The following is a 15131-nucleotide window of genomic DNA, read 5'->3' on the forward strand; positions in this document are numbered from 1 at the left end:
TTTAATAGCACTGATTCGTTTCCGGACAGATCGGTTCCCGAACCGGACATCCGATTTCCGGCATTGGATCGCGCCGATAGACCGTGACCGCTTTTTCTCCGCCGGTTTTTACCAGCAGCAGCGCGTCAAGATAGGCGTTTCCCGGTTCCATGCAGCCGAAGACAGTGACGGCGTCCCCGGCGGTCAGCCCTTCCGGAACCTCGCGCATCGGGATCATCACATCAGCGGCAGAGCCGGTCCCCATGACGCGGAGCGTCAGGCGCGAATAGGGCTTGTTACGGAAGAGCGGGTCGGCCCCATGCTCGCCGGTTTGATAAAAATAAAAGCGCGGATAAACGGCGGTTCCCTGAAAACGGCGGATTTCGCCGGATTCAACGCGCGACAGAAGTTCGTTCCAATCGATCAGCGGATCGGCTTCGAAAAACGAGTTCGTCGAAATCTCGGGAAGCGGGGCGGGAGCGGAATTCTTTTCATAAATCGTCATTGCCCAAAACGATAAACCGAAGAAAACCGCGATACCAAAAAAAGCGACGTTCTGGGCCGGTCGGACAGAAGAATCATGACATTTCCCGCGATCAAAAAAGCGCTTCAAATCGATTCTGACGTTTCGATTTTCGCTTTTTCCCCGGGCTTTTTCGCTTTCAAAAATTGCCTTAAACGCCGTCGAAAGTCCAATCGCGAAGGTCAGCGCTCCAATCCAATTCATCGGCACGACATACCGGCCGCCGCTGGTCCGCGAAATCCCCAGCGCGGCGCTGTATACCGCGGCCCAGTAGAGCGGCGCGATTCCAGCCAGACCGTCGGTCCGGATCATCGTGCCCAGGCCGACGGAGATCAGCAGGAGGTTGATCAGCAGGCAGAATCCGGCTTCGAACGAAAGTTCGCCGTTCCAGTCTTTCAGCCATGGCGACTGGTCCTTAGTGAATAAATTTTCTAAGTCATTAAATTCGATCGAGGTTGGAGGAATAAAAATCAATGCGTATAGATTATGGAACGTGTGGTTCAGGACGATTTCCGCGACGGAGGGCAGGACGCCGGACGAAGAAGGATGGTTTTTTTTATCTGTAATTCCTTTGACTGCCTGCGGGGTTGGGCCTGCCAGCGATGGGAGATCGGAAAGCAGAGCATTTTCAATCTCGGGTCTCTTTTCAGCGGCATGGGCTGGGACAGCGCTCCATGTCTTCAGGACGCGCATGGCGCCCGGCATGATCTCGTTTGGATGTGGTGAACCGTTCCCGGCGTCCGGGGCCGTCCCGGTTTCGTCCGGAACGCCCGGTTCTTCCTCGATATCAGGCGGATCGACCGGAGCGAAGTCGCTGAAGCGCTGCTGAACGACGACCGCCTGGAAGGTTCCGAATACCTCCGGGAGAATCTCATGCGTATTTTTCCATGAGCGGACGATCCAGGGCGAGATCGTCAGCGCCGCCGCCACGATCAGCGTCAGCGCGTTCATCAGCGCACGGCGTTTTTCTCGGAAAAGCGTCGCCGCGAGCCAGAGGAGCGCGGCGGGAAGGAGCGCGAAGAAGTTGGCGCGCGTGTAGATCGCGGCGCCTGAAACGGCGCCGGCCGCGACCGCCGCGGGGAGGCCAGTCCTTTCGCCCGGCTTCGTGATCCGGTACATCAGGTACGCAAACAGGATGAAGACGATTTCCCCGACCCATTCGCTCATCTCCAGCCGGGAATGGACCGTCAGGATGGCCTGAGCCCGCTGAGCGTTCAGCTCCTGAAAAACGCGGAGCGCGGCGGCGATCGTACCGGCGCCGGGTCCGGCGGCGTCGCCGGCGAACAGGAAGAGGAGCGCGGGAACGACCCCGAACAGCGCGCTTTGCAGCAGCTGAAGAAGATTGACGTTGTAGCCGCTGAGGAGCTGGAGAAGGAAGGTTATCCAGGTTGGGAACGGCTTCATGACCGCGCCGCCATAGGAAAATCCGCAGCCCGAGAGGGCAGCGCGGGCGGAAAAATCGTTGAAGACGGCGTCCGAATAGGGATAAAAGCGGAAATCCGGCGGATACGGGCCCGGCGCGAAGAAGTGCGGCTGGGTTGGGAGCGCGCAAAACGCCGCCGCTGAAACCGCCCAGATGATCAGGAACTGCTGCGTCCGCGAGATCCGGACGGTTGGGAGCGAACGCGCGAACGCGGCGAGGATCAGCCCGGCGGCGCAGAGCAGGTAAAGCTGCTCCGGGAGGACCGGGACCGCGGCCTCGTACCAGGATTCGCTTCCGGGCCGGATCCCCAATCCGGTCAGCCGGACAAAGACGGCGATCAGCGCGAAACCCATGGCGAAGACGGGAAAAGCTGATTTTGCCAGCGTCCGGCTCCAGCGGTGGGCTGCGTTTTCGATCCGTCCCCCGGAGAAGGCGATCGTTCCGGTCACTCCCCATCCGGTCAGGAGGAGCAGGATCGCTTTCAGTCGTTCGTAAATCGCGCCGTACGCGCCCAGCCGTCCGGACGGAAGGAGCAGCCCAGCCAAAAAGATGAGCGCGGCAGAGAGATGCGCGACGAAAAGCGGCTCTGAAGCGCGCCGCTTCGGAACCTCAGCGGAACGGGAGGAATAGGATGAACGGGAGGCGAAAAAAAAGATCAGCGCCGCGATCGCGGCGGCGCAGGGAATCATGAACAGCGCAAAGCGCGCTTTCGTCAACCCGATCAGGAAGACGTCGCTTCCGGCGGAGCCTTCAAGAAGGATCGACAGCGCGGAAAGAAGCGCCGACGCGAAAACGCCGGCGCAATAAAACTCATTCGTTGCTCGGCGGCTGACCCGGTCGTTTGAAAATCGGTTCAAGGATACCTTTCCCTTCGGTAAGGAGGAGGATCAGGGCGACGCCGGCGGCCGCAATCAGGAAAAACAGGATATTGGCGAAGAGCGGATCTTTTGACGTCAGGAACAGCGCGAAGACCTGCAGCCCGGTCGCCGCCAGCTGAATCAGCGCGACGGCCTGCGCCGGGGAAAAACGCAGCGCTACGAGACGGTGATACGTGTGGTCCGTTCCGCTGGAGTAGAACATCAGCTTCCGCCGCCAGCGTGAATAGGTCACGAGGACGGTATCGAAAATCGGGATCCCCAGCATCAGGATCGGGACAAACCAGGTGCTCGCCTGCGTTTTAACCGGCGGGTTATACAGGATCGCGATCACGCCGAGGAAAAAACCGATCAGCTGCGCCCCTGAGTCGCCCAGAAAGAGTTTCGCCGGCGACGCGTTGAAAAACGAAATCACGATTCCGCCCCCGAGCAGGATTCCGCAGAGGTAAACGATCTCCCATTGTCCGGTATCCATCGTCAGCAGGATGCAGAAAATCATGGTTACGTTGCTGATCCCGATCGCGAGGCTGTCTGCGCTGTCGATCAGGTTGACGGCGTTAATAATGAATACCATCCAGAATACCGTCACCAGGATATCGAGCGTCTTCGGGAGCCAGGAAAGCGTCCCGCTCAGCGGAAAAAACGATTCGAAAACATGTACCTGCGTTCCGAGGAGGATCAGGACGATGGTTGCGCAGGCCTGCGCGACGGCTTTATGCTTCGGGCGGATCGGACGGTAATCGTCGAAAAGACCGAAGGCGAAAACGATCGACGCGGGGATCAGCAGCTTTCTCGTCTCGTCGCTGAATTGATCGTTGAGCATGCCGAACGTCAGCAGGACCGTCGCGAACAGCGCAATCCCGCCCGCGATGGGAACCGGGCGCGTGTGCTTTTTATGCGGTTCGGCGTTGGGAATATCGATGAGCCCGGTTCTTTTCGCGGCCCAAAGCGCGAGCGGCGTTATCAGGAACGCTATGACGAACGCGTAGAGAACAGCGAGAAGAAGCGGATCGGTTTGACGGAGCGTAAAGATCATGGCTTTTTTCCAACCTTACGATCATTTCAATTTTGCGGACGGGCTTAAACTGTCGCGGCGACTTTCGCTGACGCTCGGGTCAGCCGCCTCTGTTCGCGCTTCCCGGATCAGCGTCCGCCCTGTTCGAGAAGCGCGTATACCGCGTACGTTTTAACGTTGACGATCGCTGAGGCGAATTTCTCCTCGACCATCTTCCTTCCGGCGATCCCCATCCGGCGGCAGAGCTCCCGGTCAAGGATCAACTTTTCGAGCGCGTCGGCTAACGCTTCGGCGCTGCGCGCGGGAACGAGAAAACCGTTGACCCCGTCCCGGACGATTTCACGGCAGCCGGCGACGTCGGTCGCGACGATCGGCCGTCCGCAGGACGCCGCTTCCAGCAGGATTTTAGGCAGTCCTTCGCGGTAGGAAGGGAGACAGACGACGTTGGAAATGGTAAAAACGGTGAAGATGTCCTCCTGCCAGCCCCAGATTTCGACGATCCCTTCCTTTTGCCATTGTGTCAGCCGTTCGAAGGGGACGGACGCCGGGTTCCCGTCGTCGACTTTGCCGACCAGCGCGAAGCGCGCCTTTATCCCTTTCCCATGCAAGATTTTTGCCGCGGCGACGAATTCATGGACGCCCTTGTCCCAGAGCATTCGCGCAGGGAGGATAACGACCGGCGTATTTTCCGGAAGCGAAATGAGTCGGAACCGGTTGAGGTTGACGCCGGTTCCAAGGATGACATGCGATTGGTCTGTCGTGACGAGGCCGCGGTCGATAAAGATTTTCTGGTCGTCTGGATTTTCGAAGAGGACCTGCGTTCCTTTCAGCGCTTTCCGGTACAGCCGGAGCACGATTTCCCGGATCAGGAACGCGAGCGGCGTCCGTCCCAGGAAGGAATATCCCAGCCCGGTAATCGAATTGACGATTTTGCTGATTCCAAGGTTTTTCGCGGCGATCGATCCGTAAATGACGCATTTGACCGTGTAATTCTGAACCAGATCCGGCTTCTCGCGCGCGAGGACGGACTGGATCCGCGCAATCGTATCGGATTCAATGAACGGATTGATCCCCTTTCGGGAAAGGCTGAACGGGATGACGCGGAACCCCTCGTCGATCAGCAGGCTTTCATAGCCGCCCGTCGGAGAGACGAAAACGACTTCCCAGCCCTTCGACCGCAGGAATTTTGCATAATCCAGTCGAAAATTATATAAGTACCAGTCTGTATTCGCGAAAAAAACGGCTTTCAATGCGCCTCGCCTGTAAGGATAAAGTCTGTCGCCGGAAGGAAAACGGCAGCGGCCGCTCAATTCCGATCCGATTATAAATAATTATACATGCTTCGCGTAGCGTTGGGTCAGATCGAGGCGGTCCGATCGGAAAAAATCCGGAAAACGAGCCTCGGCCCGTCCGAACCCGGCCAGCGGCGCAGGCAGGACCGGAAACCGCGCGATGGGGGAACTGACTCCGCCCTTTGGAAGGTCCGGACGCAAGCCCCGCTCAGAAGAGCGACAGCTGGCTCGGTTCAGGCGGCTCGCCTTCGCTCTGGTTCCCGGCTGAATCCGACGCATTCGCGGCGAATGGGGGCGGATCCGGAAAGGCGGCTTCTTCGGCGAACCACGGCGGTTCCGGAATGTCTTCTTCCTCTTCTTCCCCGAATTTCCTTCTTCGCGCCTCTTCGAGGATACCCGGAAGCTTTCGGAAGTCTTCGAGAATAAAATCCTTCAGCGCGGGCTGATGCAGCGCGGCGGCAGGGTGGAACATCGGGATGACCATGCGCCCGTCGATCCAATGCGCCTTGCCGTGGATCGCGGAAATTTTTTTGAATGGGAAATAATTCGCCATAGAGACCCGCCCCAGCGTGATCACGACGAGCGGATCGATAATCTCCAGCTGCCGCTTGAGATACCCGCCGCATTGGAACAATTCTTCCGGGAGCGGGTCGCGGTTCCCCGGCGGGCGGCATTTGACGACGTTGGTAATATAAACGTCCTTTCGTTCGAGTCCGGCCGCGTGGATCAGTTCGTCGAGGAATTTCCCTGCCGCGCCGACGAACGGGCGCCCGGTCCGGTTTTCGTTCGCGCCCGGGCCTTCTCCGATAAAAAGGATCTCGCTGTGGAGATTGCCTTCTCCCGGAACGGAGAGCTCGCGCGTCCTGGATAAAACGCAGCGCTGACAAGCGCGGATTTCTTCGACGATAGCGGCGATTTGCTGTTCCCGATGACTCATGTCTGCTGGGTCTCCCTTTCGATAAAAGCCTGATACTGCGCTGGAAATAAATTCATGTTCAGCGCGTCTTCGTTATTATCGCGGTAATAGCCTTTCCGGATCGAGACCGTTTCATAGCCGATTTTCTCGTACAGTTCGATCGCTGGTCGGTTGCTGATCCGGACTTCTAAAAACGATTGCCTGGCGTTGTCGCGGTTCGCGGCGATCAGCCCCTGCCGCATCAGCGCGTACCCAATCCCCAGCCGGCGGAACGGCGTGTCGACGGCGATATTGGCGACATGAAACTCGTCGACGATCAGCCAGGCCATCAGGAACCCGAGGATCAGTCCGTCCCGCGATCTGGCGACGGTAGCGCGTCCGGCGAGGTTGTGCCTGACCTCATATTCGTACGATGAGAGCGGCCATGGCAGCGCCGCCGAACGTGAATCGATTTCCCTGACCGCGCGGACGTCGTCCCCGGTCATTTTTTCGATCGTATAGTTCATGCCCCGGCGCGGATGGCAGGCCCGTTCGTATGCAGGTAAATCGGCGTCAGTCCGTCGCCGCTTTCATACGCGCCCTTCCTGAACAGTTTCCATGCCTGGACCGCTAAGAATCCGGCGCGTCGGAGCTCGAAGCCCGGCGAAGAGAAACGGATATTGCGGTTCTGGCTCCGCCGCAGCGCGGTCCGCATTTCGCCCGTGACTTCGCCGGTAATTACCGTCGGCGCGACGATGACCGCCGATAAAGACTCGATCGTATGCACGTCGATTTCCGAAATCGCGGCGCATCCGTTCGCCTTGTTTTCAAAAAACTGCGTCGCGTATTTTTCCCGTCCGGCGGTCAACACGGCGCAGATCGTCGCGCGCGACGTTTGCTGCGACGCGGCGAAATAGGAGAGCGTCGGGACGCCGACGATCGGGATATTCAGCGCTGCGTTGATTCCTTTCGCGAACGCCAGCCCGATCCGCAGGCTCGTAAACGAGCCGGGCCCCAGCGCGACCGCCAACGCAGATAAATCGCTGAAGTGGACGCCGGTTTTCCGGAAGAGGCTCCCGACAGCGGGGGCGAGGACGGTTGAATGACGGTTCGGGCTTTTCCAGGTGAACTCGCCGAGGATTGTCGATCCGTCGTAAAGCGCAACGCTGATCATCGCCGTCGAGGTATCTATCGCTAATATCATTTCGCTAAACTCCGAACGATCGTTTTCGGAAAAGGTCGACCGTTTTTCGATATTTTTCGCCGGAAGGAACGAACGTTATCCGCCTCGTTTCTTCGGAAATGGTTTTCATGTCGATCAGGAGCCGGTCAGCGGGGAGAACGGCCTCGATCCGCTCGGACCATTCCACCAGCAGCGCGCCTCCCGTCCAGAGGCGTTCGAGATCTAAATCCTCCGCTTCGTAAACGCTCCCGATCCGATAAGCGTCCATATGAAAGAGAAGGTTCCCGTCCGCGCGGCGGTATTCGTTGATCAGGACGAAAGTCGGACTGCTGACCGGGTCGAGACTTCCCCATCCCTGCGCGATTCCCTGAATAAACGTCGTTTTTCCCGCGCCGAGACCGCCATGAAAGCAGACGACGTCCCCCGGCTCGATCAGCGCGCCAAAACGCATTCCGAACCGGCGCGTCTGGTCGGGGTTGCGGCTGAAAAGTTCAAGACTGAACGGGTCAAGAATCGGCATTCGGCTAACGATCTCCCGCTGCGTCGGCGGATTGCGGCTGGTCGGATTTCCGGACGAGCTTTTTCGTCCGCCGTCCGAGCTCGCGGCGCGTCAGCAGGACGCGCCTCCCGCATCCGCGGCATTCCAGCCCGATATCCGCGCCTAAGCGGACGACGACCCAGTCCGCCGATCCGCAAGGGTGCGCTTTCTTTAAGGTTACGCTGTCGCCGATTTCGTAGATTTCCGGTTCCATGACTATTATCATACCGCAGTTTTTCGTCCCCGAAGCGCGGAGCGGCGGGGAAATCAGCGCGATTTTGAGGGAAAATCCAGATTCTTATCATGGTTTTGGCTGGGTTCGCCAGCTTTTACGTACCGTTCGGTATATAATCGCGATATGAAAAATACGAACAGTCGCGAAACGATTCTGAATTGCGCGCTGGAGCTCTTTTCTGCGAAGGGGTATGCGTCGGTCGGGATCAGCGAGATCGTCGATCTCGCCGGGATTACCAGGCCGACGCTCTACTATTTTTTCGGCAGCAAAGAAGGCCTGTTTAACGAGCTGCTGAAGACGAATTATGAACTCCTGAACCAAAGGCTTACCGAAGCGCGCGTATATCGACCGAACCAGGCGAATTATTTTGAGGACGTGTTTCCCGTTTTACGGGCGATCGCGCGCGCGTACTTCGATTTCGCAAAGCAGCGTTCGACGTTTTATCAGATGTCGCTGGCGTTGACCTTCGCCCCGCCGACGTCCGACGCGGCGCGTCTTTCCGAACCGTATCGTCAGTTCCAATACGACGAGATCGAAAAAACCTTCCTTGATATTTCTGAGGCGCATGGCAATTTGCGCGGGAGGGAGCGCGCCTGCGGCCGGTACTTTCTGGCGCTGGTCAACGCGCAGATCGGCTTATGGATCCGGGGAAAAGGCGCGTTGGAAAATACCGATGCGGAAGCGCTGGTTAAATTGTTCATGCACGGAATTTTTTCGTAAAGAGAGGCTTTTTTCAGAGGAAACCTGAACCGAAGCGTTTGAGAGCGAACGCTTTACCTGAAAGTCTTTTATTTTTTAAGCAGGATCGAAAGGAGACACGAAAGATGGCATGGTACGACGAGGCGATTTTTTACCATATTTATCCGTTGGGGCTGACCGGCGCGCCGGCCCGGAACGACGGTTCGGCGGCAGGGCGCCGGCTGAATACGCTGGTCCCATGGATCGCGCATCTGCGTACGCTTGGCTGCAGCGCGCTGTATATCGGACCGCTTTTTGAATCGGTCGGGCATGGATACGAGACGACGGATTACCGGAAGCTGGATTCGCGGCTGGGGACGAACGAGGACCTGAAAGCGTTTGTGGCGGAATGTCATTCGCAGCGGGTGCGCGTCGTCTTCGACGGCGTCTTCAATCATACCGGGCGCGAATTCTTCGCCTTCCGCGATATCCTGGCGAACCGGGAGAACTCGCCGTACCGGGACTGGTACGGCGGCGTCGATTTCAACGGGAATAACGGATTTGGCGACGGGTTTTCCTGTGAGAATTGGGGCGGGGACGACGCGTTACCCAAACTGAATCACCGCAATCCGCAGGTTCGGTCTTACCTGCTGGACGCGGTCCGGTTCTGGGTTGAGGCGTTCGATGTCGACGGGATTCGGCTGGACGCTGCCGACGTGCTCGATTTTGGCTTCATGCGCGAGCTTCGGCGGCTGTCCGACGCGGTGAAACCGGATTTCTGGCTTATGGGCGAGGTCATCCATGGGAACTACGGCGAATGGGTAAACGGAACCACGCTGCATTCCGTAACCAACTATCAGCTGTATAAAGCGTTGTATTCCGGTCATAACGACCGCAACTATTTTGAGATCGCGCATACGGTCCGATCGCTGATCCAGCGGCTTGGCGAAACGGCGTATCGTCTATATAACTTTGTCGATAATCATGACGTCGAGCGGATTTATACGAGGCTCGCCGATAAGAAAAATTTTAAACCGGTCCATCTTCTCTTATATTCTCTTCCCGGAATTCCTTCAATTTATTACGGATCGGAGTTCGGGATCGAAGGGCGGAAGGAACGGTTTTCCGACGAAAGCCTGCGTCCCGCGCTGGACCTTTCGGAAGCGTCGGCCGCGGCGAAGGCGAGCGGCTCCATGGCGCTGATCCAGGCGCTGGGAAGTATCAGGCGCAGTACGCCGGCCCTGCGGGACGGGGCGTATACGGAACTGCTGCTGACGAACCGGCAGTACGCTTTTTCGCGCGCCAACGGGGACGAGACGGCGCTGATCGCGGTCAACAACGACGATCAGCCGGCGCGCGTCGAAGTCGCGGCGTCCGGCCGTTTTATCGAAGCGCTGACTGGCGAAATCCGGGAAGCTTCGGACGGGCGGCTGCCGCTGGACCTTGGAGGGAACGATGGTCAGATCTGGATCAGGAGCAGAGCCGGATCGTAAGAAAAAGCGCAAGAAAAACGGTCTCCGGACGACGCAGCGCGTTATTAAGACCACGCCGGTCATTCGGGGACCATTTTCACTTGTAAAAGGGGCGACGCTTCCTGATAATACGGCGCTGAGGCTATGCGATTACGTCCCCGACCTTTTCCCTGTTCTTCTCGAACCAGGCGGCCGCGAAGGAGCAGGTCGGTTTGATTTTTGCGCCTTCTTCCCGCGCCGCGTCGACGACAGCCTCCATCAACCTGTCCCCGACGCCTTTCCCGCGCAGCGACGGGTCGACAAATGTATGATCCAGGACCCAGACGCCATTCTCGTCCTTTGGAAACGTCGCTTCGGCTAATTTTCCGCCTAAATCATAATCAAAGTAAACCAGTGATTGACCATCTCGATTGAACTTCATGGAAACCCCTCCTGATAAGTTATGAAAACGAACCTTTCCGACCGCGCGGCGCGCGCATTCATGTATAAAAAAACGCGCCGGTTACTCCGGCAGCGTTTTATAAGGCTGGAACCCTTCCCCCAGGACTTCGGCCGCGTGACCGACGACCATAAACGCGTTTGGATCGGCTTTATGAATGATCCGCTTGAGCAGGTTGACTTCGGATCGGCCGATTACGACGTAAACGATCTTCTTTTTCTGACCCGAGTAAGCCCCGGTTCCGTCTAAAAAAGTTACGCCATGACTCATCCGCGTCATCACTGTTTCCGCGATTGCGTCCGCTTCTTCGCTGATGACGATGACTGAGCGGAAGACAGCCGATCCGACCGTGATCATTTCGGCCGCCTCGCCGGAGACGTAAATCGCGATGATCCCGTACAGCGCTAAATCCCAGCCAAACGCGATCCCGCCGAGGATCACGGAAATCGAGTCGACGACGAGGTAGGACTGCGTAAGCGGAACGCCCAGGCGCTGGTTCAGGATCCGTCCGACAATATCGGTTCCGCCGCTGGTTCCCGATCCGCGATAAACGAGCCCGAAGCCGACCCCGAGAATCGACGCGCCGAAGAGCGAATTCAGGAGCAGGTCATGCGTCAGGGCGACCGGGCCGATCGTCTCCGTCAGGAGATCGGTAAACAGCGAAAACAAGGCGACCGCGAAAACGGTTCGCAGCGCAAATTTCCGTCCGCCTAAATAACGCCAGCCCAGAATAAACAGCGGGATATTCCCGATCAGCGTCATCGTCCCAATCGGGAGCGCCGTGTAATGATTAATAACCTGCGCCAGGCCGGAAATCCCGCCGCTGATCAGCCGTGCCGGGATCAGAAAGTAAACCATGCCCAGCGCCTGGATAAACGAACCGATCAGGATCAGCGTGTAGTCCCCGACCGATTCTTTCAGTTCCGGCCGATCGATTTTTTTAAATGAAAAAAGCTTCATTTTCCTGGCTCCATCTGAAGTCGCTCGACGAAAGGTTAAGCTAATCTTACCATCTTAATCCCCGGTTTCGCCAAACCGGTTTTCTCGATTTTAACAGATTCTTTAGAATAATTTTCTAAACGGGCCCTGAGTCGGAAACGCGAAATAACGTATAATAGTGGCAAATATATACGGGTGCGATAAAAAAAGCCGAATTTATAGGCTGATTGACTGTCGGCTGCAACGATTCTGGCAGAGCTGCGTAGATAAAGAGGAATTCGGACGGAACGTACGGGCGGATCCGTCCAAGAGGAAACAAAAAGCGATTATGAAACGTATGAAGCAATGGATGAACGGGAAACGAATGAAAAAAAAGAGCTTACGGACGATTTTCCTGTTGGGATTTTTTGGCGTGCTGGCGATGAGCGGCTGCAGCAGCGCGGATCAGTCGTTTGCGCTGCCGGCGGGGCACGGTCCGTATCGGACGGTTGAAGCGGAGATAACCGACTTTCCGCAGTCGCTCAGTCTCGTCGGGTACGTCGAGTCGGCGAAATCGGAAACGGTGAAATGGAAGGTCAACGGCGTAATTGAAAGCTGCGGCGCGGCGTCCGGGGACGCGGTTGAACGGGGCGATATCCTGGCGCGGCTGGAAAACGACTCGCTTTCTCCGACGGTTTTTGAGGCGGAGGCGACGAAGATCACCGCCGATACCGCGATTGACAGGATGCTGATCAGCGCCGCCGCCAAGGTCAAGGCCTATCAGGAGATGATCGACAAGGAAAAAGCGCTGGCGGACGCGAAAAAGTTCCTGGAAGGGCTGAATTATCCGGTCGCGAGCGCTTCGGACCTGAAGAGCGCTGAAAAGGCGATGATCGCCGCGCGCGACGCGTACGAAATCGCGCAGGCTGATTTTGAGGGTGTTAAGCTCCGCGCTGAAACGGACCCGGAACGTTATCAAAAGAAAGACGCGCTTCAAAAAGCGATGAACGCTTTTTTCCAGGCGAATAACGTTTACGTCTATTACCGCGACGGCGTCGGCGAAGCCGCAAAGGCGCAGGCGCGCGCCGCCGTCTTAACGGCGCAGGCGGCTTACGACGCGGCGGTTCGTGCGTATGAAGATTTTGGCGACCTGTCGTATAACTCAAACGAGCTGACCGCGAAGTTGAAAGAAGCGGATAAAGCGACGACGGTCGCGGACCGCCGGTCGCCGACGGCGGCGATCAGCGGGACGATCTCCGAAATGAACTGTGAAGCGGGAACCTACGTTCAGGCGAACGATATTCTGGCGAAGATTGACGATTTGAATACGCTTTACTTTCGGATTAACGCTTCTGAATTTGATCTGGATAAGCTGAAGGTTGGGATGGAAACTGATATTGTTCTGGACGCGAATCCGGGCGTCAGCCTGACTGGGTCGATCGCCGCGATCGACGCGACGGCGAAAGCGGCGGCGGACAGCGTCCCGACGTATTCCGTCCTGATTCGGATCGCGAAGCCGGCCGGCGGCGAGTCGGTTGGGAACGTTTACCCGTCGATGACCGGGGCGGCGCTGATCCACCTGAATAACCGGGAAGGCGTGCTGTCGATTCCGATCGAAGCGCTTCGGACCGACGAAAAAGGAACGTACGTAGAAAAGTTAGTTAACGATGAGCCGCGCCGGATCGACGTCGAGACAGGCGAATTCATGGCCGGGCGGGTTGAGTTATTGGGGACCTCGATTCAAAGCGGAGATCGGCTGGTTGTTCCGGACGTTCTTCCCGCTGGATTGAGCGAACCGTAAAATCTGGATAAAGGAAACGCATTAAACATGATGGCAAATTCAATTCAAGGAAATCCGAAAAAGAAATCGAAGCGGTCGATGATCGTTATCCTTATTTTGCTGCTGATCCTGGCGGCGTTGGTTGTTCTGATCTGGACGACGTACAGCGCGATGCTTCGCGAATATCAGGCCGCGCGGGAAGCGATCGCGAACGCGCCGGTTCAGACGGCGGTCGTTGAGCGCGGTGATTTATCGGAGGCGATCGATGATCTGACCGGGACGCTGCGCTCGAAACAGAGCGTTTCGCTGTACTGGAAAGCGGCGGGAACGGTCGGGTCGGTTGACGTCGCTCTCGGCGACAAAGTCGAGAAGGGCCAGGTTTTAGCCGAACTCGACGAAGGCACGATCAGTTCGACGATCAACGAAGCGGCGGTTACGAAAGAAAAGAAAGAGAAAGAACTTGATAACCTGATCACGACCGACCTGGCGTTGGCGACTGCGTATAACAAGATGATCACGGCTAAAAAAGCAATCGACACTGCGCAGGACGCAATTCATGCGCTCAGGCTGGCCCGGAAGAATACGACTGAGCTCAATACTTATTATCAGGATTACCTCAACGCTCAGACTCAGTATCAGGAAGCGCTCGCTTCCTTCGAGGAGCTGAAAGACCGGCCGGTTGACGATTTCGATCGGCAGATGGCGGCGTCGATGGTCGATGGGGCGAAGTCGGGGGTCGCGAGCGCCGAAGCGAAGTACAACTGGTACAACGGCGAAGCCGACCCGCTCGAACTGAAAAAAGCCGAGGCGACGCTTAAGCTCCGCGAGGCTGAATACGAAGACGCGGTCCGTGATTATGAGAAAATCATGAACGGTCCGACCGCGGACCAGATCCGATCGCTCGAAGCGGAGATCAACGCAGCCGCGGCGACGATGAAAACCGCGCAGATTATCGCCCCGATTACAGGGGTTATTACCGAGGTCAAGGCGGCCCCGCTTGACGTTATTCAGGCGAACGCCGCCGGGATCGTCAACGAAACGCTGGCGATCCGGATGGACGATCTTTCGAGTTATTACGTCGACGTCGATGTGCATGAGAACAAAATCAACGCGATTCAGCTCGGGCAAAAAGTCGAACTGACGTTTGACGCGGTACCTTTTGAAACGTTTACCGGAACGATTTCGAATTTTTCGACCGTTGGAACGGTTACGAATAATGTGGTTAAGTATTCCGTAACGGTCAAGCTTGACGGCGTCAGTCCGGAGCTGAAGCCCGGGATGGTCGCCGACTTGAAAATTATTACGGAAGAATATAACGACGTGCTGACCGTCCCGGCTACTGCGGTTGGAATGAACATGAATGGCGAGTCGGTTGTCGCGGTTCAGGACGCCGACGGCTTGTTCACCGACGTTGTCGTTACCGTCGGATATTCGAACGGAAAAGAAACCGAGATCTCTTCGCAGAGCGGCGGTATTTCCGAAGGGACGATCGTTCGCCGCGATTATATCAGCGGGCTGATCCCCGGATTCGGCGGGCCGGCTGTCCCGAGCCTGTTCGGATGGCCGCTCCCCGGTTTTGCCTCGGATCAAGGCGCGCCGGAGATACCGATGAGCGCTGGATTTGTCGCGAGCGGGGATATGATCCCCGGAGGCGGAGCTCCGGCGGAGATGAACGGCGCGGTCATGCCGCAGGACGCCGTTCCGGAAAATATGGCTCCGGAGGATATGGCTGCGGGGGCGGAAGGCCCGATGTCGGCCGGCCCGGGCGCGGAAGCGGAAGCCCCGATGACGGCCGAGCCAGGCGCGGAGGCGGAAGCTCCGGCGGATTCGCCGGCGAACTGAATCAGGCGCGCCGCGCGGTTTCCGGCGCGATCAGCGATTATGGA

At 57.5% G+C, this 15131-nt stretch carries 14 protein-coding genes; 4 read left to right on the forward strand and 10 right to left on the reverse strand.

Annotated elements, in window-relative coordinates; all coding sequences use genetic code 11:
* Position 1: 1 nt before the first annotated feature.
* From BEQ56_01465 to BEQ56_01500, 8 genes are all read right to left on the reverse strand, one after another.
* Positions 2–2782, reverse strand: a complete 2781-nt coding sequence (locus BEQ56_01465; protein ID AOH42264.1) for a hypothetical protein — start codon at positions 2780–2782, stop codon at positions 2–4.
* Entirely contained in the window at positions 2736–3836 is a 1101-nt protein-coding gene (locus BEQ56_01470; protein AOH42265.1) for a hypothetical protein, read from the reverse strand. Before BEQ56_01470 ends, BEQ56_01465 begins: the two co-directional genes overlap by 47 nt.
* Positions 3837–3943: 107 nt before the next feature.
* The gene (locus BEQ56_01475; protein ID AOH42266.1) at positions 3944–5065 is read right to left on the reverse strand and encodes a hypothetical protein; all 1122 of its coding nucleotides are present in this window, start codon (positions 5063–5065) and stop codon (positions 3944–3946) included.
* Between the two features lie 250 nt (positions 5066–5315).
* Positions 5316–6044: a hypothetical protein gene (locus BEQ56_01480; GenBank protein AOH42267.1), complete on the reverse strand. Its 729-nt coding sequence runs from the start codon at positions 6042–6044 to the stop codon at positions 5316–5318.
* Positions 6041–6529 carry a ribosomal-protein-alanine N-acetyltransferase gene (locus BEQ56_01485; protein AOH42268.1) on the reverse strand — a complete coding sequence of 163 codons (489 nt, stop codon included), beginning with the start codon at positions 6527–6529 and terminating at the stop codon, positions 6041–6043. Before BEQ56_01485 ends, BEQ56_01480 begins: the two co-directional genes overlap by 4 nt.
* A complete protein-coding gene (locus BEQ56_01490) occupies positions 6526–7206 on the reverse strand; it encodes a tRNA (adenosine(37)-N6)-threonylcarbamoyltransferase complex dimerization subunit type 1 TsaB (protein ID AOH42269.1) in 681 nt (226 codons plus the stop codon). The genes BEQ56_01485 and BEQ56_01490 overlap by 4 nt, the downstream gene beginning before the upstream one ends.
* Before the next feature lie 4 nt (positions 7207–7210).
* On the reverse strand, positions 7211–7705 hold the full coding sequence (locus BEQ56_01495; protein ID AOH42270.1) for a tRNA (adenosine(37)-N6)-threonylcarbamoyltransferase complex ATPase subunit type 1 TsaE: 495 nt from the start codon (positions 7703–7705) through the stop codon (positions 7211–7213).
* 4 nt (positions 7706–7709) lie between these two features.
* Positions 7710–7937: a hypothetical protein gene (locus BEQ56_01500; GenBank protein ID AOH42271.1), complete on the reverse strand. Its 228-nt coding sequence runs from the start codon at positions 7935–7937 to the stop codon at positions 7710–7712.
* Positions 7938–8081: 144 nt separating this feature from the next.
* On the opposite strand from BEQ56_01500, the gene BEQ56_01505 reads away from it, so the two are divergent.
* Together BEQ56_01505 and BEQ56_01510 are read left to right on the forward strand one after the other, a co-directional pair.
* Positions 8082–8678, forward strand: coding sequence for a hypothetical protein (locus BEQ56_01505; protein AOH42272.1), 597 nt, complete (start codon positions 8082–8084; stop codon positions 8676–8678).
* A 104-nt stretch (positions 8679–8782) separates the two neighbouring features.
* The gene (locus BEQ56_01510) at positions 8783–10129 is read left to right on the forward strand and encodes an alpha-amylase (protein AOH42273.1); all 1347 of its coding nucleotides are present in this window, start codon (positions 8783–8785) and stop codon (positions 10127–10129) included.
* 121 nt (positions 10130–10250) lie between these two features.
* On the opposite strand, the gene BEQ56_01515 is transcribed toward BEQ56_01510, so the two are convergent.
* Both BEQ56_01515 and BEQ56_01520 read right to left on the reverse strand, forming a co-directional pair.
* The gene (locus BEQ56_01515) at positions 10251–10529 is read right to left on the reverse strand and encodes a hypothetical protein (GenBank protein ID AOH42274.1); all 279 of its coding nucleotides are present in this window, start codon (positions 10527–10529) and stop codon (positions 10251–10253) included.
* A gap of 81 nt (positions 10530–10610) precedes the next feature.
* Positions 10611–11507 (reverse strand): hypothetical protein, encoded by an 897-nt coding sequence (locus BEQ56_01520; GenBank protein ID AOH42275.1) that lies wholly within the window; start codon positions 11505–11507, stop codon positions 10611–10613.
* Positions 11508–11814: 307 nt separating this feature from the next.
* Between BEQ56_01520 and BEQ56_01525 the strand changes: the two genes are divergently transcribed.
* Together BEQ56_01525 and BEQ56_01530 are read left to right on the forward strand one after the other, a co-directional pair.
* Positions 11815–13266, forward strand: a complete 1452-nt coding sequence (locus BEQ56_01525; GenBank protein ID AOH42276.1) for a hypothetical protein — start codon at positions 11815–11817, stop codon at positions 13264–13266.
* A gap of 27 nt (positions 13267–13293) precedes the next feature.
* The gene (locus BEQ56_01530; GenBank protein ID AOH42277.1) at positions 13294–15087 is read left to right on the forward strand and encodes a hypothetical protein; all 1794 of its coding nucleotides are present in this window, start codon (positions 13294–13296) and stop codon (positions 15085–15087) included.
* Positions 15088–15131 lie beyond the last annotated feature (44 nt).

It is taken from the genome of Anaerolineaceae bacterium oral taxon 439, assembly GCA_001717545.1.
Classification (GTDB): domain Bacteria; phylum Chloroflexota; class Anaerolineae; order Anaerolineales; family Anaerolineaceae; genus Flexilinea.